General features: G+C 41.9%; 20 protein-coding genes. 11 read left to right on the forward strand and 9 right to left on the reverse strand.

Annotated elements, in window-relative coordinates; translation table 11 throughout:
• The first annotated feature begins 156 nt into the window (after nt 1-156).
• Both ACOYVE_RS02675 and ACOYVE_RS02680 read left to right on the forward strand, forming a co-directional pair.
• Nucleotides 157-735: an RNA polymerase sigma factor gene (locus ACOYVE_RS02675; protein WP_422880695.1), complete on the forward strand. Its 579-nt coding sequence runs from the start codon at nt 157-159 to the stop codon at nt 733-735.
• Nucleotide 736: 1 nt separating this feature from the next.
• Complete coding sequence (locus tag ACOYVE_RS02680) at nt 737-1,786, forward strand: anti-sigma factor (protein ID WP_422880696.1); 1,050 nt, start codon at nt 737-739, stop codon at nt 1,784-1,786.
• Here ACOYVE_RS02680 and ACOYVE_RS02685 read toward each other — a convergent pair.
• Together ACOYVE_RS02685 and ACOYVE_RS02690 are read right to left on the reverse strand one after the other, a co-directional pair.
• Complete coding sequence (locus ACOYVE_RS02685) at nt 1,783-2,292, reverse strand: hypothetical protein (protein ID WP_422880697.1); 510 nt, start codon at nt 2,290-2,292, stop codon at nt 1,783-1,785. The two genes, ACOYVE_RS02680 and ACOYVE_RS02685, sit on opposite strands and share 4 nt — an antisense overlap.
• Nucleotides 2,282-2,953, reverse strand: a complete 672-nt coding sequence (locus tag ACOYVE_RS02690; RefSeq protein WP_422880698.1) for a PspC domain-containing protein — start codon at nt 2,951-2,953, stop codon at nt 2,282-2,284. Before ACOYVE_RS02690 ends, ACOYVE_RS02685 begins: the two co-directional genes overlap by 11 nt.
• Before the next feature lie 316 nt (nt 2,954-3,269).
• Between ACOYVE_RS02690 and ACOYVE_RS02695 the strand changes: the two genes are divergently transcribed.
• From ACOYVE_RS02695 to ACOYVE_RS02710, 4 genes are all read left to right on the forward strand, one after another.
• Nucleotides 3,270-4,247, forward strand: coding sequence for a hypothetical protein (locus ACOYVE_RS02695; protein WP_422880699.1), 978 nt, complete (start codon nt 3,270-3,272; stop codon nt 4,245-4,247).
• A gap of 8 nt (nt 4,248-4,255) precedes the next feature.
• Nucleotides 4,256-9,847 (forward strand): aminotransferase class I/II-fold pyridoxal phosphate-dependent enzyme, encoded by a 5,592-nt coding sequence (locus tag ACOYVE_RS02700; protein ID WP_422880700.1) that lies wholly within the window; start codon nt 4,256-4,258, stop codon nt 9,845-9,847.
• A 42-nt stretch (nt 9,848-9,889) separates the two neighbouring features.
• Nucleotides 9,890-10,111, forward strand: a complete 222-nt coding sequence (locus ACOYVE_RS02705) for a DUF2905 domain-containing protein (protein WP_014855404.1) — start codon at nt 9,890-9,892, stop codon at nt 10,109-10,111.
• Nucleotides 10,112-10,174: 63 nt separating this feature from the next.
• Nucleotides 10,175-10,606, forward strand: a complete 432-nt coding sequence (locus ACOYVE_RS02710) for an OsmC family protein (protein ID WP_422880701.1) — start codon at nt 10,175-10,177, stop codon at nt 10,604-10,606.
• 5 nt (nt 10,607-10,611) lie between these two features.
• Here the strand turns inward: ACOYVE_RS02710 and ACOYVE_RS02715 are convergent, their stop codons facing one another.
• Nucleotides 10,612-10,989: a DUF2203 domain-containing protein gene (locus ACOYVE_RS02715; RefSeq protein WP_014855402.1), complete on the reverse strand. Its 378-nt coding sequence runs from the start codon at nt 10,987-10,989 to the stop codon at nt 10,612-10,614.
• A gap of 134 nt (nt 10,990-11,123) precedes the next feature.
• Between ACOYVE_RS02715 and ACOYVE_RS02720 the strand changes: the two genes are divergently transcribed.
• The 3 genes from ACOYVE_RS02720 to serC all read left to right on the forward strand — a co-directional run bounded on the left by ACOYVE_RS02720 (nt 11,124) and on the right by serC (nt 14,026).
• Entirely contained in the window at nt 11,124-11,579 is a 456-nt protein-coding gene (locus ACOYVE_RS02720; RefSeq protein WP_157867295.1) for a MarR family winged helix-turn-helix transcriptional regulator, read from the forward strand.
• 90 nt (nt 11,580-11,669) lie between these two features.
• Nucleotides 11,670-12,902, forward strand: a complete 1,233-nt coding sequence (locus tag ACOYVE_RS02725) for a DUF1015 domain-containing protein (protein ID WP_422880702.1) — start codon at nt 11,670-11,672, stop codon at nt 12,900-12,902.
• Between the two features lie 38 nt (nt 12,903-12,940).
• Nucleotides 12,941-14,026 carry a 3-phosphoserine/phosphohydroxythreonine transaminase gene (gene serC / locus ACOYVE_RS02730; RefSeq protein ID WP_422880703.1) on the forward strand — a complete coding sequence of 362 codons (1,086 nt, stop codon included), beginning with the start codon at nt 12,941-12,943 and terminating at the stop codon, nt 14,024-14,026.
• Nucleotides 14,027-14,068: 42 nt separating this feature from the next.
• Here the strand turns inward: serC and ACOYVE_RS02735 are convergent, their stop codons facing one another.
• Complete coding sequence (locus ACOYVE_RS02735) at nt 14,069-14,956, reverse strand: DMT family transporter (protein WP_014855398.1); 888 nt, start codon at nt 14,954-14,956, stop codon at nt 14,069-14,071.
• A gap of 115 nt (nt 14,957-15,071) precedes the next feature.
• Between ACOYVE_RS02735 and ACOYVE_RS02740 the strand changes: the two genes are divergently transcribed.
• Together ACOYVE_RS02740 and ACOYVE_RS02745 are read left to right on the forward strand one after the other, a co-directional pair.
• The gene (locus ACOYVE_RS02740; protein ID WP_041355814.1) at nt 15,072-15,491 is read left to right on the forward strand and encodes a hypothetical protein; all 420 of its coding nucleotides are present in this window, start codon (nt 15,072-15,074) and stop codon (nt 15,489-15,491) included.
• Entirely contained in the window at nt 15,491-15,655 is a 165-nt protein-coding gene (locus tag ACOYVE_RS02745; RefSeq protein ID WP_014855396.1) for a hypothetical protein, read from the forward strand. Before ACOYVE_RS02740 ends, ACOYVE_RS02745 begins: the two co-directional genes overlap by 1 nt.
• Here the strand turns inward: ACOYVE_RS02745 and hutH are convergent.
• From hutH to ACOYVE_RS02770, 5 genes are read right to left on the reverse strand one after another with little or no spacing between them, the layout of a single operon-like run.
• Complete coding sequence (gene hutH / locus ACOYVE_RS02750) at nt 15,652-17,208, reverse strand: histidine ammonia-lyase (protein ID WP_422880704.1); 1,557 nt, start codon at nt 17,206-17,208, stop codon at nt 15,652-15,654. The genes ACOYVE_RS02745 and hutH overlap by 4 nt on opposite strands.
• 9 nt (nt 17,209-17,217) lie before the next feature.
• On the reverse strand, nt 17,218-18,483 hold the full coding sequence (gene hflX / locus ACOYVE_RS02755; protein WP_422880705.1) for a GTPase HflX: 1,266 nt from the start codon (nt 18,481-18,483) through the stop codon (nt 17,218-17,220).
• A gap of 9 nt (nt 18,484-18,492) precedes the next feature.
• A complete protein-coding gene (locus ACOYVE_RS02760; protein ID WP_422880706.1) occupies nt 18,493-20,541 on the reverse strand; it encodes a BatA domain-containing protein in 2,049 nt (682 codons plus the stop codon).
• Nucleotides 20,538-21,656, reverse strand: coding sequence for a glycosyltransferase family 4 protein (locus ACOYVE_RS02765; RefSeq protein ID WP_422880707.1), 1,119 nt, complete (start codon nt 21,654-21,656; stop codon nt 20,538-20,540). Before ACOYVE_RS02765 ends, ACOYVE_RS02760 begins: the two co-directional genes overlap by 4 nt.
• Nucleotides 21,656-22,981, reverse strand: coding sequence for a SpoIID/LytB domain-containing protein (locus tag ACOYVE_RS02770; protein ID WP_422880708.1), 1,326 nt, complete (start codon nt 22,979-22,981; stop codon nt 21,656-21,658). The genes ACOYVE_RS02765 and ACOYVE_RS02770 overlap by 1 nt, the downstream gene beginning before the upstream one ends.
• Nucleotides 22,982-23,121: the final 140 nt, after the last annotated feature.

The following is a 23,121-nucleotide window of genomic DNA, read 5'->3' on the forward strand; positions in this document are numbered from 1 at the left end:
TAAATATAATAAAAACATTGCGTGTGTACTTGTAAATAGATAGATGTTATGGTTTATCTCGATAAACTTCGATGTTCGCATTTTATTTATAATAAAATAAGTTGTAAATTTGAATCGCATATCATAGTTTTGAAGAGGCAATCAAAGCGGGTTAAGTTGAATAAATTCAAGAATCATACCGATATAGAATTAATGCGGGAGATTGCAAAATTCGAATCCCGCGCGCTGGAGGAGTTGTACGACAGGTATTCCCCTCTGTTATATACTATTGTAAAAAAAATTGCGCCGGATGAAGAATCTGCCAGAGAACTCCTTGTTGAAGTATTTTCGATTATATGGAAAAAGAGCAATAAGTTCGATTTTACCAATGGTAATGTTTATGCCTGGCTTGTAACGTTGACCCGCAATAAAGCCGTCGATTACCTTCGGCGCAGCAGGAAATCCGAATCGATATCTCAAATTTACGACGACGAATACGAAGATTATTTCATACTTCCCACATTTCTGCCGGGAATGGACAGTCTGGACCTGGAAACCGCGCGAAGTTTGAAACCTAAAGTTGAAGAAGCTCTGTCGGAATTGACAGACACTCAAAAATACGTTTTGCATCTCGCATATTACGAAGGTTATACAGTAGACGAAATTGCAAATAAATTGAATGTGCCAGTCGAGACGGTACGGAATAAGGTTATGACGTCTCTCCATAATTTCAGAGATAATCTGGCTAAGGAATAAAATGGCAAAGAATGCGGTTCACGAAATGATTGCCGCCTTTGCGGTCGGTTGTATGGACAGGGATAATTTTGTCCAGTTCAAGGATTATATCGAGGCAGGCGGCGAATTGCCCGAAGGCGAACTGCAGGAAATGCAAAATATTGTCTCTTTAATTCCCATTATACTCGATATTGAAAAACCGGACCCGTCGCTGAAAGACGAAGTGGCGCGGCGGCTTATCGGTATGAAAGACGAAATTAAAACTCGTATCAGGGAAGAAAAGAAAGCCACTGTCGAAAATTTTTCAACTCGCGCAACCAAAGCCGGAACGCAGGCAAGTTTTCAGCTTACCAATCTTAAAAAGACTCAGACTAAAGAAAAAACGGAAGAGCCCGCAAAAACTCCAGCGGGTAAAACCGCCGGCACAATAGACCGTTCGGTTATACCGGAAGAACCGAGCAGATATTTTACAAGTCAACAAACTCAAGTTAAAACTTCTCCGCGCCCTTACGGTAAATCCGGCAGCGTCGTCGGATGGTTTGCGATAGTATTGTCGCTCGTACTCTTTTCCCTCGTCGGCTATTATTCGTTTTCTTCGATCGAAGAATTGAATCAGAAAATTTCTGATATAGAGCAGGATATAAACGTATACAGGAGCGAATTGGCTCGCACAAATAATTTCGTAAATAATTATATAGCGTTGATCGAATTTTTCAATTACGGCGACGTTACAATCGTCAATTTAAAATCGAATTTGCCGGGCGAAAACGCATCGGCGAAAGTGCTGCTCTCTTTCGACGCCAAAGAAGGACTCATTCAATTCAGAAACGTGAAGCCTCTGCTTGCAAACCAGGGGTATCAATTGTGGCTCGTCAGCAGGGGAATTTCGTATTCGATGGGTGTATATCAACCCTCGGGAAACGAATTTATTCATATAACTTCATTCCCGATTATTCCAAAAGAAAACATCGAGTCGCTTAAAATTACTATAGAATCGAATACCGGATCGCCAACGCCGTCGGTAAATGAATATATGTCGGCGCCGTTTCCGAAGGAAAACCGCAGACGCTAATCGAAACGCTCCCTCTTTAAAAACAAACCTATGCCACCGGCGATTAATACGGCGGGCAAAATTTTTATCGCATAACCGACTCCTTTTACAGCGAGGTTATTTACATATGCGAATTGTAAAAGAAAATAGGCTCCGACGGTTGAAACGGCTCCGATTATGAATCCGTAGAAGAATATTCTTTCTTTCGGATTGTCGATATAGAGAACCAACAGAATCGATGACATCGAAAACATTCCCGAAAAAATTATTACTTCCGCGTTCAAACGAATGTCGTAATATTTCAAAGAAAACGTCAGAATTGCAAAAAGAAATACGAAGACGGCAAAAAGCATCGTTCTGCGGTTGTTCGTTTTGAGTGAAAGATAGTTAACTGATATTCCGTATAACGCAATAACAATTATGATTGCCGGATCGTAAAAATTAATACTCGTATAGACGTCGGCAACCTGCAGGGCTCCCGCAATAAACAACAACGTTCCGGTCAATGTTCTGAAATTAACTTTCATAATCGTTTGCTTCCTTTTCTTTTTCGACGAAGAACGACAGGAGCAGATAAGGGATCAGAGATAAACCCGCGGTCAACAAAACGCCGATTAAAAAGACGGTTCTTATAACGGCGACTTCCAAGGAAATGTATTCTGACAAACCGCCGCATAATCCCGTTATAATCTTGTTCCTTTGCGACCTGTATAATTTTACCGGATTTTCTTCGACGGCGGGTTGTATGCGTCTGTTTTTGAGGACAACATATATTCCGGTAATCATCAAAACCCCGCCCATTAAAGTAGAGCGATTGTCGAGCAGGAAATAAGTTCTGTGAGTCAAATTGAAGTCGCTTAAAAACAGATATAGACCGGAAGTCATCAGTATGCCGCTTAGAAAAACCAGGTTGTTTTTTTTGCCTGATATTATTGGAGAGGTTCCTCTTTCCAGAGGGAGCATAACGGACGCTATGAAATATAAAAGGATAACCCATCCGCCCAGCAGAACCGAGAACATGAAGGCGACTCGAATTTTTGAGGGATCGATATTAAAATACTTACCCAGCCCGCCGCACAAGCCGGTAATCAAATAGTCCGATGACGAACGTTCTAATCTTTTTGTCGGCGTCGGACTCTCAGAGGAAATATCGTCGTCAAATAAATTCGGGAAATCGCTTTCTTCCATTTTCTGCATCTGTTTTTTTTATTGTGTCGCAAAGTATAAATTATTTTGTCAATTGTAAAAAATATTTCGTAATAGACTACAATAAAAGCATTTAAGCTTACTTTTTGAGTTTAAAAGCCAATAATGCAAAAATTTTTTTGTCCGGGAACTTACATAATTACAAAAAAAATATTACATTAAACAGCGATTTTATGTCTGTTTACCTTCTTGCGGATCCATTATTTGAGTTATGTGTACGCCGGTTAAAAATCGGATAAGGATAATAACAAAATAAAAAAACAGCTTAAGTTTTTCAGAATTATCGGGAGTTAAAAACATGTGGTCAGCAATAGCTATAATAGTCGTATTGATAATCCTGTTTCTGATTTATGAATACAGATTGCGGAAACCCGACCAGTTGGTGTTGTACGAGTCGGACGGAAAAATCATACTCCGAAAGGGAAGGTTCTATCCGCGTCATTTGAGCCTGGTGCTTCCCAGAACGATCCATTCGGTTCAATTAAATATCGATTCGACTGCCAAAGGAAATCTCGATATAAAAATTAAAATGACGCTGAGCGTAGCGCTTTCGCTCGAGAATATTCATAAATTGATTAAAGCCGGAGGATGGAACACTAAAGCCGTCGAGAAAGCCACGAAAGAACTCGAAATTCTGATTGAAAGTTTGGTGAGGGAATTCACCGAAAAGTTTGAAATCGAGGAATTGAACGGCGAAAAAATTTACGAATATCTGAATCAAAAGACCGAAATTAGCAAAGATAAATTCGGGTTGGAAATTGTTTCGATTTCGATACAGTTAATTGAAATTCTCGATTCCAAAATCGCGGACGCCATTAAACAACAGGAATCTGCCCGCATTCTGGAACAAACCGAAGAGCTTAATCAGAAAGCTCGCATTGCGGCGGCCAAAGCAAAATTCAAAGCCGAAGAAGAGATTGCTTTGATGGAAAATCAGCTCGAAATGAAAAAATTCGAACTGAAAAACAAGGAAATCGAAAAAGAAGCCGAAATAGCCGAAAAACGAGTTAAAGAAGAACTTAAAAGAAAACAGATGCAGCTCGAATTCGAATCGAAAGAATTGGAATTGCTCAAGAATAATCCCGAACTGTTGCTCCTTACTCCTCAAGCCGCTCGCCTTGCGGAAGCAAGTCAAACGCTTAAAAATGCGCGTACGGTTGTATCTTTGTCGTCCGCCGATTTGCCTCAGAGCTCGGAATTAGCGGGACTTTTTCAGAATCTTCTCCATAATCTAACGGGAAGCAGAAAGAAAAACAGTGAAGGAAAAACCGAATAGCTATCAGAATGAATTCAAAAGATCCGCTGTTGCTTTTTGAACTGAAACCGATAAAAGCGGCGAAAGTCTCGGAAATAAGCGAATCGACCGCCGCTTCTTCCGTGCCGGTTCAGGAGAGAGTTAATTTCCATATCGGAAATCCGGTGCAGGACGACCGGCTTCACTCTCTTTATATGCGCCTGGCTATGAACGTCGGACTGCTAGACGAGAAATTTTCGATTGAAAATCCCGAAGAATTTTGCCGCGAATTAAACTGTTCGGAAAATGACATCCGGAAAGTAAAACTGATTGGGGAGCTTATTAAAAGAGCGGCTCCGTATTCGCCGCGAGGCGGCTATGTTAAATCGAAGCCGGAATTTATAATCGATTTTTTTAATGACTGGCTTTCGCATAAACAGCAGGACCCGCTTTCATACGATACGGGCGCAAAATCGGGCAAAAGAGAAATAATCATTGCCTCGAACGGAATAGCCGAAACTCTGCGCGTTTTTCTCCATTCGATTTCGGAGTTCTTAGTCAATCTGCCTGCCGATGTTCTTTTGTACGATTACGAAATTCCTGCGCATCTTAAAAACTTTGAAGGCGTTCGTTTTCACAATCTGGGAAATACGGAAGACGCCCTTCTGCCTCAATTGACCCGGCTCTTGAATAACGATAACCTTCCAAAGTTTCTTATTCTGGGCAGCATTACAAACGAAGAAACAAGAAGACGTTTAAGGAATCTGAGTTTAGAGCATCCTCTTTTTTTTGTAGAAATAAATAACGCTCCAAATCACCTGTCGCTGGCTCGCGAAGCCAAAATGATGAACCGCGTTCTTCGTTTTATCACTCCTTCGGCGTTTTCGAAAAAGTTAAAAGGTTTTTCGCTCGTTTTTATCGCCGGCAATCATGAGTTTATTAAAGTTCTCGAAAACGTGCACTTCAAACTGAAAGGAACGCCGTCTTCGACTGAAATAACATTGTTGAATTATTTACTGAAGAACGGAATCAAGGAAGACGATGAGTCGATAGACCTCGATATCGAAGCCGATATCGAAGGGGAATCGATTAAATTCGGATTCGAACCGCTTTCCGACATCGCCGCTACTGCCGAAAAAATTATCGGTAGTATCGCCGAATCGAGAGGCAGTGAAATAGAAAAAAAGATTAACGGAATTATACAAAAATTCAACTCCCATTTAGATGTGAGGGAAAGATTTTCCTCGAAAATCAGTTACGACAGATTTGCTTCGTACAACGCGATCGAACTGTTCGACGAAATGACGGAAAATTTTAACAACCCGGATTGGAAAAAAGACCTCAAAGCGTCGTACCTGAGCGCATTTATCAATCATCATCCGGAATATAAACCGGAGCACTGCCTGGTAGTCAGCGGTTCTTCGAGAACAGCCCTAAGCATACTCGGATTCCATTGCGGAATTCGGGAAGTTATTATTCCCGACCTCAGCTGGACTTACGAACATTGTTTTCCCGAAGTAGTAACGGTTCCATTAAAAGATAATTTCCAGATCGATATTGACGCAATAATAAACGCAGTTCGAAACAAAATTTCGAATGATTCCGGCTGGAAGAAATACGGCGCGGTTGTGTTAAACAATCCTCATAACGCCACAGGACAAATATTCGACAGAAATGATTTGAAAGAACTGCTCAAGTGGCTGCTCGAAAAAGAAATTACGGTGGTCGACGACCTTTCGTACCAGAATGTGAAACCTTCTCCGGAATTGGAAAAAGTAGACACTCTGCGTCAATTGTGCAATGAACTTGTTGAAGAAGGTTATATAACGGCCGAAAAAGAAAAGTTTGTCGTTACGATTCATTCGATGTCGAAAACCGATTCATTCGCGGGCGCCCGACTGTCGGTTGCCGAAATTCGACTCCCCGAATTACGGGATAAATTCAAAAATATAATCGATACATTTCGCGATAACGTTTCGGCTATTTTTATTTCTTATCTGCTCTACCGTAATAAAGTGGAAGACGTCAAAGCGTATCATAAATTCCGTAACAGGATATTTTACGAAAGGAGCAATTCAATAGCCGAAGCCGCCGAAGACCTCCCTGCGGATAGAAACAGATTTAACATAAAAATAAAACCGCCGGCAGGAAGTATGTATCCTCAGATGATAATCGAAAATTTGCCGGCAGGATTATCGCTCGACTGGCTCGCTTCGGGACTTGCAAGACAGGGAATCGGACTTGTTCCGCTTTCGACATTTGCGAGAACGGAAAAAGGTTTCGAGACTGGCAGGAAATCATTCAGGCTAACGCTCGGCGGTTCTGACGGCGCCGACATCCTTGCGCGTAAAACTCGTCGTGTTTTAATCGATCTGAACAGAATGATCGCCGAAGAATCCGCAAATTATAATAAGCGCGAATTCGAAGTGAAGAAGCTTAATCTGAAGAAAAAGTTCGTACTCGCAGATTTTTCGGACGACTGGAAAGCGCTGGAGAAACGCATCCTCGACAATATCGAACATATCTTTACGGGTCATCTGAATAAAATAAACGGCGGAGCGGATTTTTCGTTTAATAAAAAGAAATTCCTCAACGAATTTATTCCTTACAAATTATCCGTTTACAGAAACAGATTCGAAGAACTTCAGTCGTACGTCAACGAGTTTGCGGGATTTATTCTTTCGGACAATCAGAATAAATTCGAATCTATTCTGGAAAGAGAATTTTATAAAGATTCGCTCGAAAGACGAAAGAGAGCTTTCCGCGCAAGAATGTTCGACAGAACAGTCCATCCGACGCAAATGTATTCTATTAAAACGGATTTAATTGCCGAAAGGATTATCGAAAATTTACTGAGGGGAATCCGGATTCAGGAAAGCGAACTGGAAAAGTTGAAAGAAGAGCTTGCAAGAGAATATCTGGGATTAAACGTGGCAATTGTCTCGAGCGAAGAGCCTCAGGAGTTGATACTCGATTTAAATGCAATGATTTCGGCGGAAAATTTTATCGGACTCTATTCCGACCGCAAATACGAAACCTTCCTGTCTTTCTGGGGCGACTGGGACGGCAGCAATCGACCTTCCGGACAGGGACACAGTCTGGTGGCTTTTGTTTTAATCGAAAATATAGTCCGTCAGGCGAGAATATTGGAAATGCTGCTAAAGAACAATCAGTCGCTTAGACTCGACGAATATCTTATTCGGGAATTGGAAAAACTTCCTCAACGAAACAAGCGGTTTACGGCGCTGTTGAACCAGATTACTCAACTAACTCATCAGCTCGAAAAGAGATACCGCGGCACTCTGCCGTTCAATTTGCAGCCGGGTAAATTGAGAAAACTCGGAATGAAACTTCATATTGCTCAGGACCCGCTCACGCTTTTGTGGCATCATAACGACCGCCTCGAAAGGAAAATGCTCGACCTGAGAATTAAAAGAAGAAACACGCTCGAATATTACTTCGATCTAAATAAAAGACTGCGTAAGACGTTGCGCTCAAATATTCCGGAAATAATGAATAATCTTTCGGACAAGCGACTGCTCCTTGAAACTCTGATGTACAGAGACCTGTTGAGAAGATTCGTCGTTACTCCGCGTATTCATCAAAAACTGATTACGGCTCAGGATCAATTTGCCATCGATACAACAGTGCATAATATAAATGAAATTAATGAAATTGCGGCTAAGTACGGAAACCCGGGAATGGTATTGGCTCTTCAGGTGAGCATGACCACGAAACCGGAGGCGTTGATATCGCTCGACCGTAAAATGAGATCGAAACGCGAAGAAATTTTAAGGGAAAACCACAATCTCGACTTGCCCGGCGTATGGCTGGTGCCGCTCTTCGAAGACCTCGATTCTGTAAGAAACATAAAGAATTATCTCGACAGAATTTGGGAATATTCTTTCCAGAGCAGAAGAATGAATCAGGATACAGCCGATCGTTTCAATGAAATTATTACGGAAATTTTTGTCGCGGGTTCTGATTTGAGTCAGCAGGTGGGACAGGCGATGGGTATGAATCTTTACAGGGAGTCGAAATACGAATTGACCACTTGGCTGGCGTCTCATAATTTGATAGGGCGGGTCCGAATGAAAATGGGCAGCGGCGAGCCGATGCAGCGTCAGGGCGGGTATTATTCGGAAGTTGCAGGAAAAGAATTGTTTGTCGATTCGTATCTGTCCCAAAACCGTTTTAATAAATACCTGGCAGAATCGACGCGTAAGAGCACTCAATATGCAACCACGCCGTTGTTGGGAGTCTTTGCAGGCGGCGACCTGCGGACTTTCCAGAGCAATATCTCCGAAAAGCTGAGACATATTACAACCGCTCAAAGAGCGCAGCTGCTATTCCATGTTATGGAAGCTCAAAAATTCAACGAAAAAGAGATCCAAAGAGCGGGCGAACCTTTGTCGGAAACAAGGCTTCAATTCAAAACGAGAGGTTTGCAGGAGCTTGAGCGACTTACCGTCGGCAAGAAAGACGAAATATTCAACGAATTCCTGAATCTGCACCGTGAGAATTTCCGTCAGATTTTATACGGCAGAGACGAAGACGTGGTGGGAATTCATCTGATATCATATTTTATCGGGAGAACAACGCCGCCTTTACGCGATCGTCCCACCGTGCGGCCGGGGCAGGGAGTCGGCGAAGGCGCCGGTCAAAAAATTCTTGAGAAAATTGCAGGCACAATACCGTTTTCGAAATACGGAAGTCTTCTGCGGGCTATATCGCACAATCAGTCTCAGAGCGTCATACTGGGCATTAACCAGTTGACAACGGGATTGTTCCGCGCCCTCAACAATTTTTCGCAGCGAGAATTTACCGAAGGCGAACCGATCTATTTGATATCGGAACGTATTTTGCCCAAACTTCCGGTTTATGAAATGCTTCAAACGCTCAGAATCTATCACGACGTCGATTTGAAATATTTGAGTAAAATGGAAAAAGCTTTTCCGGCGGGCAACTCAGCATTGATTGCGCTTCGCGAAGATATCGACTCGATGCACAATTATTTGAGCTATTTCCAGAAAGAACTCTTGAGAAGACACGGACTGGAAGTGGCGGAATTCTTTGAAGGCGATAATTTTATTCCGGACTTGTTGCCCACTCTAAGACCTGATGTCGCGGTGCTTTTGCAAAAGAATTTGTTTAATACCGACGTCGAAGAGATATTAAAAGACATTAAAGGGGATGTCGACGAGAAATGGCTTGAGGAAATAAAGTGCTTAATGAAAATCCCCGAAGAAATCCGAATGTGGCGCAGGAAAATATGGGATTTACTCGAAGAACCGGTCTATCAACGAGTGGCAAGCTTTGTCGAACTTGCAATTGCTCTCTATTCAATATCGTCGAGTTCTTCTTATAAAGAGTATCTCTTTTCCCCGAAAAAATTGAAAGCCGCGCCACAATTCGCCAAATCTTCTTTTGACGACAACATGCAGCAATTCCTTTCGGCTGCAGTCGAATATCTTTCCGCTATCTCTCAGGAGATGGTTGAAGTTCCGATTAATATTATTCGCGCATTGAAAGAAGTCGAAAGAATTATTAAGATTGAAGAGCAAGCGCTCTCTCCGAAAGATCAGGATAAACTGAAGTTCTATCTGTTGCAGATAGCTCGCCTTGCAGGTGAAAACGGTTGACGCTAAATTTGACTAAGTAAAAATTAACGAGGGGAAGATAAGATGAATGAATTTCAGACTCTCGGAAAAATTCTTGTTGTCGGCGGAATCGTTTTGCTCGTCGTCGGACTTTTGTTAATCTTCTTCGGTAAAATCCCTTATATCGGAAAATTGCCCGGCGATATTACTGTCAAAGGAAAAAATTATACAATTTATTTCCCGCTGGCTACTTCAATAATTATCAGCATAATTATTTCTTTGATATTATATCTTTTCCGAAAGTGAAACCGAATTGATTATTGTTCATCTTACCTTATAGAAAATAATTGAACAAAATAAGAGGAATCAATGGCAACCAAAACAGCAATAGTTAAACATATCGATGGGGTAACGTTTTTAGGTAAGACGGATTCGAATCATTGGGTAACGATGGACGGACCCGAGCAATTCGGAGGAAGCGACGCGGCAGTTCGTCCCAAGGAACTTATTTTAATTGCGCTCGGCGGATGTACGGGAAGCGATGTGGCGGTAATATTGAAAAAGAAAAAAGTAAAGTTCGACTCTTTCGAAATGAATATTAAAGCCGAGGTTCAGGAAACTCACCCGCAGGTATTTACTAAAATTCATCTCGAATATGTATTCTACGGAAAAGATATACCGAAGGAAGCCGTGGAAAGGGCAATCGAATTGTCCCAGAAAACCTATTGCAGCGTAACTGCGATGTTACAAAAATCGGTGGAAATTACGCATTCTTATAGAATTGAAGAAGAAAAGAAATAGTCTGATCAGAGGTATTCGGGCGGTATCGGTTTTCTGTCCGAATACCCGTTTGTTAATTCGTGATAAAACTTAATCTCCTTTTCGTCGCTTCGCCAGCAGAGATAAACTTCTTTATCGTTTATAAGAGCGGGAAAATCTACCAGCCCGATCTGAAAATTCCAGTCCTTGTATAAGCAGCCAATCTCTTCGAGTTCCTTTATGTATTCGTTTATCTGCGAACTCATTTTTAGAATATCCGGATTGCCATGATAATGACCGCCAAGCAAATCCGACTTCGACCGTATTTCGTATGCGGTGTTGATTATGTCTCTTACTATTCTCTTAACGAGCGGCAGCGTCCTGTTGGCTTCCGCTACCGTGAAATATTTTACTTGTGTTTCCACCCGTTTTTCCTTTCGCGCAGTCTTTAATCAAATAATGTCTCTTTAATGTTAATAAAATTTGGCATAAAAGAAAATAAAAACCGTATAAATTATTTTAAGTTTTGTATATTATCGAAATAAACGGCGAAAATCGAATGAAAAATCACAAAAAATACGACAAAAAAACAGAACTTGCGCTGAATACCTGGATTAAACTTGCCAGAGCCTACTCTATATTCAGCCGTCTGACAAATGAAGACATCAAAAAGTACGGGTTGACTCAAGCTCAATTTGCGGTTATTGAAGCGCTCGGACACCTGGGCCCATTGAAGGTCGGCGATATTTGTAAAAAAATTCTTGCCACCGGCGGCAATATGACCGTTGTTCTGGACAACGCTGAGAAACTCGGATTTATTGAAAGACGACATGACCCGCAAGACCGCAGAGCGGTGCTTGTAGATCTGAGTCCCAAAGGGAGAAAAACTTTCGAGGAGATATTTATTCAGCATGCCTTTCATATAACCCGGCTGATGTCCGTTTTGACTCAGGAAGAACAGAAAAAACTGGGGAAGCTTCTTAAAAAATTAGGCTCTTCTCTTGGTAATGAATAATAAATTTAGCTTGCGACAAGTTTTACAATAATACTTTTATATGCTATTTTTCTTTTACGAATTTTTTCGATTTATAAAAAAGGGGAAGTTATGGCTCTCATACGTCCGTTCAAATCGCTAAGACCGCACGAAAAAGTCGCCCATCTGGTTGCAAGCGTTCCCTATGACGTAGTAAACAGGGAAGAAGCCGCGGAACTCGCCAAAGGAAATCCGCTGAGTTTTTTGAGAGTAACGCGTGCCGAAATCGAAATGCCTTCCGATATCGACGTTTATTCTAGCGAAGTTTACGCCAAAGCAAAAGAAAATCTGGAGCGCCTTAAAAACGAAGCGCCGCTTGCGCAGGACGAACGACCGCATATTTATTTGTACCGATTGATAAGAGAAGGAAATTCTCAGATCGGACTGGCTGCCACTTTTTCGGTTGATGAGTATGAACAAGATATTATTAAAAAACATGAAAAGACGAGAAAAGTAAAAGAGGACGACCGCACGAATCATATTGTCACGACGAGAGCGCAAACGGGTCCCGTTTTTCTGACGTATAAAGGCGTCGACGTTATAAATGACGCTGTTAATCAAATAATACAAAATGAAAAACCCGTTTACGACTTCAAAGCGGCGGACGGCGTTCGGCATACGGTTTGGATAGCGCCCGATAACAAGGTCGATATTATTGTCGAAGCGATGAAAAAGGTTGATTCGCTTTATATAGCAGACGGACATCACAGAGCCGCGAGCGCCGCCAGAGCCCGTAAAACCATGATGGAGAATAATCCAGCGCACACGGGCAATGAAGATTACAACTTTTTCCTTGCAGTTCTCTTTCCCGCAGAGCAGCTTAAGATAATGCCGTACAACAGAGCGGTTCATAAATTGAATATGCCGGAGAGCGAATTCCTGGAAAAAGTAAAAATAAATTTTGAAGTGGAAGAAACCGATAACCCCGCGCCTCAGGCTAAGAGAAATTATTGCATGTACTTGTCGGGGAAATGGTACAGCCTGAAACCGAATGCAAATGTAAAACCGGGCAATACTGTCGGGGATAATCTCGATGTAAGCATACTGCAAAATTATTTATTGCATCCCGTTTTGGGCATAGAAGATCCTCGCACCGACACAAATATCGATTTTATCGGAGGCATCAGGGGAACGGAAGAACTTGTTCGACTAGTCGATTCCGGCAAAGCCGAGGTCGCATTTTCCTTGTATCCGGTATCGATTGACGATTTGATAAATATTTCCGATGCGGGTGAAATTATGCCTCCGAAATCGACCTGGTTCGAACCGAAATTAAGAGACGGTTTGTTGGTTCACCTAATTTAATGCGATTTCTAACTGACATTAATATAAAGGAGTGAAGTATGGAAAAGAGAATTTATAATTTCAGCGCCGGACCCGCCGTTTTACCGGAAGAAGTTTTGCTCGAAGCTCAGAAAGAACTCTATTCTTATAAAGGCGCCGGCATGAGTATTATGGAAATGAGCCACCGCGGAAAAATTTTCGATCAGGTAATCAAAGAAGCAGAAGCCGACTTGAGAAAGTTACTCGATATCAACGATAACTACGCGGTCTTGTTTCTTCAGGGCGGCGCAACGCTGCAATTTTCGATGGCGCCTTTGAATTTGATGCCCCCGAAAAACAAAGCCGATTATATTATTACCGGTTCCTGGGCAAAGAAAGCCATGAAAGAAGCCAAGCGAGTCGGAACGGTTAACGTAGCCGCCTCAACCGAAAGCGATAATTTCACAAGACTGCCTAAACAATCCGAATTGAAACTCGACCCGGACGCCTCGTATGTTCACTTTACTTCGAATAATACAATCTACGGAACGCAGTGGAAAACCGAACCGGAAACGGGAGGCGTTCCGCTTGTATGCGACGCATCTTCCGATATCCTTCACAAAAAAATCGATATTAACAAGTACGGGTTAATTTACGCTGGAGCTCAAAAAAATATCGGACCCTCGGGCGTCGTAGTTGTTATTATACGCAAGGATTTATTGGAAAGATCATCGGACGATTTGCATACTTATCTGAATTACCGCGTTCATGTCGAAAACAATTCGCTCTACAATACGCCGCCTACTTTCGGCGTTTATATGGCCGGATTGGTATTTAAGTGGTTGTTGAATATGGGCGGTCTGGACGAAATGTACAAACGCAACAAGGAAAAAGCTCAGATATTATACGACGCTATCGATTCGAGCGACGGTTATTATAAAGGAACGGTAGTAAAAGAAGACAGGTCTTTGATGAACGTAACGTTCAGGCTTCCGAACGAAGAACTCGAAAAGAAATTTATCGAAGAAGCTAAAAGCAAAGGCTTCGAAGGTCTAAAAGGCCATCGCAGCGTAGGAGGTATCAGAGCCTCAATCTACAACGCCTTCCCGAAAAAAGGCGTTGAAGAACTTGTTCAGTTTATGGAAGATTTCAAGAAAAACAATTAATTGTTAACAAAGGCTGCTCCTTCGGTATTGAGAGCGGCCTTTTTATTTTCTTTTTCGCTTTTGAACCAAAACGGCTCCTACGAACACAATAATCAATCCTGTAATTTCTTTTGCATTCAAACTTTCGCCCAGAAATAGAAACGACAAAACGGCGATTTGAATCAACATTGTATTGTTTATGACGCTCGATTCGACCGCCGTCAGTTCGCGTAACGTTTTGTTCCAGAGAGTAAAAGCCAGCGCGGTATTTATTCCTGCCAGCCATAAAATATAAATCCAGTCTTCGAAACCAATGGAAGGAAATCCTTCGAAAATTATTGCCGTCAATAGAAGAAGAAACGAACCTGTTCCCATACTGACGAACGTAATTGTCAAAGGAGTGAATTTATGTCCGCGGTTTATCTCTCTTCCCAAAACTGAAGCCGCCGCGTTTGCCGCAACTCCCAATGTCATAACTCCCATACCTGCAAGTTGCGCATTGTTTAAATCGACAGGAAGAAAATAAATTAATGTGCCGGCAAGAAATATTACAATCCCGACAATCTGGATTTTACCGGGTCTCTCGTCCAAAAATATTATCCCCATAGCGAGTACCGCCAGAGGAGTAAAGTTCAACATTAAGCTGACCGTAACCGAAGGCAGCAAGGAAAGTCCGATAAACTGAGTTCCCTGAGTTGCGAAATAAAAAATAAATCCCAAAAGAAATAGTTTTTTGAAATCCTTTCGGGTCAGTCGTTTAAGTTCGTCTATTTGATTTTTTTTAATTACAAACGGAAGAAAAATTATAAATGCCAAGGAATATCTCAATCCCGCGTAAAAAAGAGGCGGTATTTCTTTCAAGCCCCACTTGATTATAATGTACGATGTAGACCAAAGGAATGTGACGAACAGAGCTTCGAATACGGGTAATAATCTGCGACGGGTTTCCAATAATATTGTCCTGATTATTTGAAGAGAAAATATATCAATAAATTTTCAGACAGCCTCGGCGCAGTTGAAATTAGTCGGGCGATTAAGTAGATTGCTTAAAATTATAAGAAGAGTTATGAAAAAACTATCTCTGCTGATTTTGCTTGCGCTCGTTATATTTGCCTGCGACAAGCCTGCGAATTTCGAACTTACCAATGCGGAAGTCTTCGCATATTTGGTAGACGGCGGATGGGAAATAAACGCCACATGCATAGCGAAAGGATTCGATCAGGAAAAATCGAACGGAGTTTATATTGCGCGACTTTCATATACCGTCGATTTGATTACGCCGGATAATAAAAAATTGGAATATATCGACGAAGGGCTTGTTGATAAATCTTCCGGTGAAGAAATCGAGTATTTGCAAATTGAATCTCAGTTTCAAATCGATTCGACTTTCTCCGAGGGAAATTATAAGATTGTTATTAATGCTCAGGACGACAACACGCAAAAATCCGCAAGCGTCGAAAAAGAATTTACGATTTCGAGGGACTGATGAGTCTGTATACAATTGTTTTTGTGCTTGTTGCAATTTTAATAATAGCCGGGCTTGCCGTTTTCGGACTGCTTGTGGTTAAACTCGACAAGTGGATCGACAGGAAAGAGCGACTCGGCAGAGAAAGTATATACAAAGAAAACCGTAAAGAAAATTCGGATTAATTGAGTTTAACCTTCTTCTCTACGTTTTTAAGAATTATTCCGTCTTTAACAAGTCCGATAGCCTTATCGATATCCTCTTTCAAAAGCCTGTCGTTTTTGAGGGGAGGAATGGATTTTCTGATAATTTCGTATGCCGCCTGTGTGCCGATGCCGCATTTAAGCGGTTTATGGTGTTCGATAGCCTGTGAGGCGGCGAGCAATTCTAAGGCCAGAACGGTTATTGTATTCTGGAGCACGTCGTAACATTTCCGCGAAGCAATCGAACCCATCGAATTATGGTCTTCCTTAAAAGCAGAAGTCGGAATCGAGTCGACGCTTGCCGGATGAGCGAGAACTTTATTTTCAGAGACCAATGCCGCGGCTGTATATTGAACAAGCATGTAACCGGAATTGAGACCGCCTTTATGCGCAAGAAACTTGGGCAGTTTTTCGGACGAGCCGTTTAATATCCTGTCGGTGCGTCTTTCGGAAATGCTCGCCAGTTCCGATAAAGCGATTGCCATAAAATCCATTGCAAGGGCTACCGGTTGACCGTGGAAATTTCCTCCGCTTATGTAATCTTTTTTGTCGGGGAAAATCAAAGGATTATCCGTAACGGAATTTAATTCTGTTTCTATCTGGCGGGTTATATAGTTAATTGCATCGCGTGAAGCGCCGTGCACCTGCGGTATGCATCTCAATGAATATGCGTCCTGAACGCGCGGGTCGTTGTGTTTATGAGACGCTCGTATTTGACTTCCTTTTAACAATCTCTTTAAGTTGCTCGCAGAATCTATTTGTCCTTTGTAAGGTCTTAGCTTGTGAATTCTCAAATCGTAAGCCGAATCGGTTCCTCTCAACGCTTCGTTCGAAAGCGCCCCGGCAATATCCGCAACTTTTACGAGCTTGTTTGCTTCAATGGCTATATAAGCGGCATACGCCGTCATCATCTGAGTGCCGTTGATTAAAGCCAGTCCTTCTTTGGCAGTCAGCCGAACCGGTTTTAATCCGAATTTCTTCAATGCGGAATTAGCGTTCATAATTTTTTTATGGCGATTGCTTTCGTCGAAATACGAATCGTTAATTTCCACTTTGCCTTTGCCGAGCATTGCCAGAACCATATGAGCCAGAGGAGCCAGATCGCCGCTCGAACCTACCGAGCCCTGCGACGGAATTAACGGCAGGATGTTGTTATTCAGCATATCGATTAACAATTGCAAAGTTCGGAGTCGAATGCCGGAATGACCGGAAGCCAGAGCGTTAATCCTTAATAGCATCATCAGTTTTACGATGAAAGAAGGCAAAAGTTTGCCCACTCCCGCCGTGTGGCTGAGGATCAAATTTTCCTGTAGTTTGGAGATGTCTTTCTTGTCGATTCGAACGCTCGAAAATCCTCCGAATCCTGTCGTAACTCCGTAGATGGTTTCGCCTTTATCGACCCATTCGTCAATAAGTTTACTGCCGCGAATAATTCTTTTTACGGCTTCTTTCGATAATTCGATTTTGCAATTATTGTGGAGGAAGTAGTTGATTTGTTCGAGCGTGAGGGATTTTCCGTCGATAATAATTTTCATAAAAATGTTTCAATTGTGTTGGATTAGTTTTTTAATATGGGTTTCGTTTATCTTGCTGGTTCTGTATTTCAGCAAAACAAATTCGTCCTCGTAGCGCGTGTCGAGCACCTCCGCTATTTCGTAAACCATTGAAATTTTCTTCGGTTGAGTGTGGCTTATTCTCAGTTCGCCTTCTACGAAGTTTTGTTCGTATATGTCTATGAGCGCCGACTTCAATTTTTGTATGCCGATACCCCTTTGAGCCGAAACGAGGTAGCTGCCCGGATAGTTTGCGGAAATATAATTGATAATATCTTTTTCTTTCAGAGCGTCAATCTTATTGAATATTTTTATCTGAAGTTTTTTATCGCAATGGAGCTGGCGAAGAGTATCGTCCACGGTCTTTATGTGGTCTTCAAAATAATCGTGGGATGCGTCGATTACATGCAGTATTACATCCGCGTCGCTTACTACGTTAAGCGTACTTTTGAATGAAGCGACAAGATGAGCGGGAAGTTTTCTGATAAAACCGACCGTATCGCTAAGGAGAATTTGTTTGTTCTTTTCCAGATTGAATATGCGCGTAGTGGAATCGAGCGTAGCGAATAATTTGTCTTCCGCAAGCACGCTGGCGTTAGTCAGAAGATTCAACAAAGTGGATTTGCCTGCGTTTGTATATCCCACAAGAGTTGCATTGATTAATTTTTTACGGGCGGAACTTTTTACAATCTGTTGAGATTCGATTTTGCGCAGATTCTCTTTCAGCTTGGAAATGCGCGTACGTATTAATCGCCTGTCGGTTTCTATTTGTGTTTCGCCCGGTCCTTTTGTGCCGATTCCGCCGTATTGTTTGGACAAGTGCGTCCATGCTCTCGTAAGTCTCGGCAGCATATATTCAAGCTGAGCCAGTTCAACCTGCGTTTTGGCTTCCCGCGTTTTGGCATGAAGGGCAAAAATATCGAGTATCAATCCGCTTCTGTCGAGAATTTTACGATTGAACAACTTTTCGAGATTTCGTACCTGTGTGGGATTCAGGTCGTTGTCGAAAATGACAATCTGTATGTCGTTTAATTCGATTAATTGCGCAATCTCTTCGGCTTTCCCTTTGCCGATAAAGTATGCCGGGTCGGGTTTTATCCTGTCCTGAAGAATTTTAAATACCGTTTCGGCGCCTGCCGTTGATGCAAGCAGTTCAAGCTCGTCCAGGTGTTCTTCAACTTGTTCTTTTGTAAAGCCCCCAACCGGCAGCGCTATTAAAATCGCTCTTTCGCGCTGCGTATTTTTAAGATCGATCATAAATCCTTTCTAATTTCCTTTCCCCAGTTCGATTACTTCTCTTTTATTGCTTTTCGACAAAAATGTTTCTATCGCCGCCAGTAATATTACTAAAATAATCAAATATTTCCACAGCTCGCTGCCGTATCTCAGTCGGGTAATTTCTTCCTGCCTGAATGAAAGCGCGCTGATGGGAATAAAACCGGCGGCGCTCTTTAATTCCTCGTCGGTATAATTTTCAAGCTCCGATTCCGCCGGGTCGGTATTGACGACAGCAAATTTTATTAATTGCGAACCGGCATAAAAACGATACAAACCCGGCAGTCCGGTTTCTGTATACGATACAATGTCTCTGCCTGGACTTTCGTTTCTGTTAAGATAGGTCGTTGTGTTGTCAGGTTTGCTAATTTTTACAACTGGCGAGGAAACGCCGGTTAAATCGATTATGATTCTTTCGCCGGTTCTGTATTCTTTATCAGTATCGATTGAAGCGGTATATCTGGCAAGTCTGTTGATTAACGGAGCAAAGAGCGATTTGAAGGGAAAGTCGCTCCATTCCGCAACAGGCGCCGTATTAAACAAAAAAATTCTTCCCGCTCCTTTTTTAATCTCCGCCAGAAAAGGCGACCCGTCGTCCATAGCAATAATTATATCGCCCTCATAAAATCCGTTTAATCGGTAGTACCTGTAAAATTCAGGCGAGTCGATTTCAGCCCTCCCTTTGTTTTCGAATAAATCTGTTATAAGCGGGTGGCCCGGAATTTTTTTATCCGTATAATGAACGGAGTTAAAAATCTTTTGAAATCGACCGTCGCGGATTCCCAGCGCCTCGCAAAACTTTTTATGGCTTTCCATGTTATCGGCAGAGGAAGGGAATAGTATCAGGTTTCCTCCATTGTAAACATATTCCGAGATTAAACCGTATTGGGACGCGTCCGGAGCTCCTACGGAAATTATCGTATTGTATTTATCCAAATCAACAGGAGTGGGAGAACTGTAAGAAGTTTCATCTAAAATGACGGTTTGATTTTTATCCGTAAGAGAAGATGTCAGAGCGGCATTCAGAAAAAAAACGTCTTTTTTGTTTTCAGACAGCATGAGAACTCTTATTTTACCGGGCACATAAAAAGCGAGGTGTCTCTCGTTATCGTAAACTATATCGTCGTCTTCAAGCGCTATTTTTGCGTTTATAATGCCGGTGTCGATTAATGCGGTTTCGAAATTTACGATTGTTCTTTCTTGAGCGGCGATTGAAAAACTTTGCTGCGCAGCTCTTCGTCCGTTTATATACAGAGAAGCGATTCTGTTAACTGCTTTACTGTTAGAGTGATTATTGATTGCGGCGGCGAAGGAAATTGATTTATTTAATTCGAAGATCTGATTGTCGGTGTAAAAGCTGTCGACCGATAGATTGCTACCGTTTTTTCCCCGAATGGTTATCGCGTAAATTTTAATTTTAGAGTCCGAATTTATTCTCTGAAGATCGAGAGCCGATTTCTGAAAATCCGAAAAGATAAAAATTTCTTTATTTACCGCGGACTCTTTGCTCAATTTATTTGCGGCAAGAGTCAGAATATCATTAAGTTTAACCGCCCTCGGGGTAACGGTCATAGCGTCGACTAGTTTCAGAGCTTCTGAAAGCGCGGCAAAATTAATTTTATTACCGTCCGAAGATGCGGGCAGCGCCGCAATGCGGTCTTTGGATGTAAATGAGGAGGCTATTTCTTTAAAGAATTTTTTTGCAATGTTGAATAAAGAACCCTGCGGAGTTATTAAGGACATGCTGTACGAATCGTCGAAAATGAAAACAGCCGCCGTAGTCCCCGCCTCGGTTGCCGTCCCTTTGATTGTGGGACGCGCAAATGCGAGCACGAGAAATATTATTATCGATACCCTGATTAACAGCAAAAGCCATTGACGAAATTTAATCCGTCTTATTTTGCTTTTCTGCAATTCCTTCAAAAACGCCAGCGTGCTGAATTCGACTTTCTTCAACTTTTTTAAATTGAGAAAATGAATTATTACCGGTATGCCGGCGGCCAAAAGACCAATCAATATTGCGGGATTAAGAAAAGTCATTTTTCGTTCAACGCTTCCTTATAAATTGCAATCAATTTGTCTGTAAAAATTTCGATGTCAAAATGTTCCACCGCTCGTTGCCGGGCGTTGGCGCCGAGTTTTTCTCTTAAATATCCGTCGTCGATTAATCTTTTCAATTTTGAGGCAAGGTCGTTTGCCGATTGCTTCTCGAACAGTAGCGACGTTGCTTCGTTTACTGCAATATCGAGGACTCCGTCCGAAGCCGAACAAACGCTCGGTTTAGCCATGCTGAACGCTTCGATGAGAGCTATACCGAAAGCTTCAGCGTGGGACGGAAAAACGAAAATATCCATGGCTGCGAGAATATCCGGTATATCTTTTCTGAATCCGGTAAAAATAATTTTTTCTCCGATACCCGACCGCCGCGCCGCGTCTTTAATTTTGATTTCGTAGTCGTCTTCTCCCCGGCTGGCTTTTCCTACAATAATGAATTTGAGATTGTTATATTCTTTACACAATATTTGAGCGGCTTCAATAAATTCTTCGTGTCCTTTGCCGGGACTGAATCTCGCAGTCATGCCGATTAGCAGTTCGTCGTCTTTTATGCCGAATTCCGAACGCACTTTATTTTTGTCGTATTTCCCGGGATCGAAAAATTTTGTGTCGATTCCGTTGTGGAGTAATTTAATTTTGTCCGGATTCAACGGCGTTGTATCGACCAGATTTTTCGCTATGACGTTGCTGATTGCAAGAGCATAGTCGAGACGTTTATAGATAAATCGATGAAGCAAATCTTTTTTTACTATATACGAGCCCATGTGCTTTGTCATTAAAAGAGGAGTGTTTAAACCCGTAAGTTTTAGCGCGGGCGTAACAAGCCATAAATCTTTTGAAGTGGCGCAATGTATAATGTCGAAATTTTCTTTCTTCATCAAAGCGATTGTTTTTTTTATCCCTGACGGATTTATATATCCGGCGTTGTCGATTGTTACGGTGTTAATATGATGCGCTTTCGCTTCTTTTGCGATAGGCGCGTCTTTTAGAGAAAAAAGAGTCGGATTTAATCCTCTTTCGCGAAGCTTTAGAATTGTAGTCAATGAATAAATTTCGAGTCCGCCCCAGCTTTTTGAAAAGCAAGTTTTTAGTATTCTCATCAATAAATCTTTTTGATTTTGGCTCCTTTGAAATAATGCGACAGAATTTCGTCGAACAGATATCCGATATTCGACATCGCTGCGGCGCCTATTTGACATAAGCCTACACCGTGTCCCCAGCCTGCTCCTTTGAGGATGAACTTGGCGGGTATGTTATCTTTAATTTCTTCCTTCAGAACGGTAAAAGCCGAACTGTAAAGATGCGTCGGAGAAAGCCAGCGCCGGATTTCGAGTTCTTTCCCGACGGTCAAAGTTTTCTTAGCGCCTCTTATCTTCAATTTGATTATTCTTCCCGAGTAACCCCGTTTTACCGGTTCGAGATCGATTATGTGTCCGAAATCGATTCCGCTTTTTTCTTTTATTATCGATGAAAGTTCGTCCTGGGAATATTCAACTTTCCATCTGAAGAATTCAGTTTGTCTGTCGTAATCGTTCAATACCTGCTGAAGTATTTTTGCGTCGGCGGTATTGCAGAATGCGTGAGGCGAAATGTTTATCCACTTCTCGGCGTTTTTTTCTTTTGTCAGGTCGTATTCGATGCCGTCGATTTCGAATTTATAATCCGTAATTGATACTAGATATCTCACTCTGATCGGTTCCCATACATTTTCGTACGATTCGGTAATGCCGCCGCAGCATTTCGAATAACGCGTGTCGCATACTTTGTCTTCGTACGTCAACACAATGCCTCTTGTGTTTTCAACGGCGTTGTAAACGTTTTCGTTTATTATTCTCGTAATCCCCTGATATCGCTGGCAATGGTCGTCCGAACAAAAATCGTAATTCTGATGATTTGTAGAATCGTACCATCTGATGATTTCGTCGTCGGAAATCAATTCGTTGACATGCTTTGTCGTTTCTTTTTTCTTTTCGAGCTGGGAGAGAATCCAGCTGCGTGAAATTACGGCGTGAGCTTTGAGCAATTCCGGGGAGCTGTTGGCGTTCATTTCCGATGCGATAACGCTCGCCAGATATTCTTCCAGGGGAATAATATTGACGGCGGTTATATTGCCGTCTTCAATAAAGAGTCTGAGAGTTCCTCTGAAACGTTGTCTTTCTTTTTTCTGCCAGTGAAAATTTTTTCCTATAACTACATCGTAAAGAACGAATGACTCGATATCGATATCGTTCGGAGTGAAAATTATTTCGTCTGATTTGCCGGCTTTTTTGTCGTCTTTATAAACTGCGATTTTTCCTTCTTCCAATACGGCTTTGTAATTCCCGCTGCATTTGTCTGTGCCGAAATTGCTATTGAATTCACCGTAGAGGTCGAAACGGATTTCTTTAGAGGCGAGTATTCCGATATTTATTTCCGGCTCTGTCATCTTAGAGTTTCTTTATTTTTCATTCGGAAATATAGCAATGTTTTTTCAAATCCCGGGTTACTGTTTTTATCCATTCGGATTTTTTATAATTATGTTAAATACGCCGCGAGGCTTTCTTAAGGTAATGCGGAATAATGGAG

Source organism: Melioribacter sp., assembly GCF_049325435.1.
Taxonomy (GTDB): Bacteria; Bacteroidota; Ignavibacteria; order Ignavibacteriales; family Melioribacteraceae; genus Melioribacter; species Melioribacter roseus.

Excerpts from the sequence above, each read along its gene's own strand:
- ACOYVE_RS02680 (WP_422880696.1), top strand. The coding sequence starts at position 737 with ATGGCAAAGAATGCGGTTCACGAAATGATTGCCGCCTTTGCGGTCGGT.
- ACOYVE_RS02685 (WP_422880697.1), bottom strand. The coding sequence starts at position 2,292 with ATGAAAGTTAATTTCAGAACATTGACCGGAACGTTGTTGTTTATTGCG.
- ACOYVE_RS02690 (WP_422880698.1), bottom strand. The coding sequence starts at position 2,953 with ATGGAAGAAAGCGATTTCCCGAATTTATTTGACGACGATATTTCCTCT.
- ACOYVE_RS02695 (WP_422880699.1), top strand. The coding sequence starts at position 3,270 with ATGTGGTCAGCAATAGCTATAATAGTCGTATTGATAATCCTGTTTCTG.
- ACOYVE_RS02700 (WP_422880700.1), top strand. The coding sequence starts at position 4,256 with ATGAATTCAAAAGATCCGCTGTTGCTTTTTGAACTGAAACCGATAAAA.
- ACOYVE_RS02705 (WP_014855404.1), top strand. The coding sequence starts at position 9,890 with ATGAATGAATTTCAGACTCTCGGAAAAATTCTTGTTGTCGGCGGAATC.
- ACOYVE_RS02710 (WP_422880701.1), top strand. The coding sequence starts at position 10,175 with ATGGCAACCAAAACAGCAATAGTTAAACATATCGATGGGGTAACGTTT.
- ACOYVE_RS02720 (WP_157867295.1), top strand. The coding sequence starts at position 11,124 with ATGAAAAATCACAAAAAATACGACAAAAAAACAGAACTTGCGCTGAAT.
- ACOYVE_RS02725 (WP_422880702.1), top strand. The coding sequence starts at position 11,670 with ATGGCTCTCATACGTCCGTTCAAATCGCTAAGACCGCACGAAAAAGTC.
- serC (WP_422880703.1), top strand. The coding sequence starts at position 12,941 with ATGGAAAAGAGAATTTATAATTTCAGCGCCGGACCCGCCGTTTTACCG.
- ACOYVE_RS02740 (WP_041355814.1), top strand. The coding sequence starts at position 15,072 with ATGAAAAAACTATCTCTGCTGATTTTGCTTGCGCTCGTTATATTTGCC.
- ACOYVE_RS02745 (WP_014855396.1), top strand. The coding sequence starts at position 15,491 with ATGAGTCTGTATACAATTGTTTTTGTGCTTGTTGCAATTTTAATAATA.
- hutH (WP_422880704.1), bottom strand. The coding sequence starts at position 17,208 with ATGAAAATTATTATCGACGGAAAATCCCTCACGCTCGAACAAATCAAC.
- hflX (WP_422880705.1), bottom strand. The coding sequence starts at position 18,483 with ATGATCGATCTTAAAAATACGCAGCGCGAAAGAGCGATTTTAATAGCG.
- ACOYVE_RS02760 (WP_422880706.1), bottom strand. The coding sequence starts at position 20,541 with ATGACTTTTCTTAATCCCGCAATATTGATTGGTCTTTTGGCCGCCGGC.
- ACOYVE_RS02765 (WP_422880707.1), bottom strand. The coding sequence starts at position 21,656 with ATGAGAATACTAAAAACTTGCTTTTCAAAAAGCTGGGGCGGACTCGAA.
- ACOYVE_RS02770 (WP_422880708.1), bottom strand. The coding sequence starts at position 22,981 with ATGACAGAGCCGGAAATAAATATCGGAATACTCGCCTCTAAAGAAATC.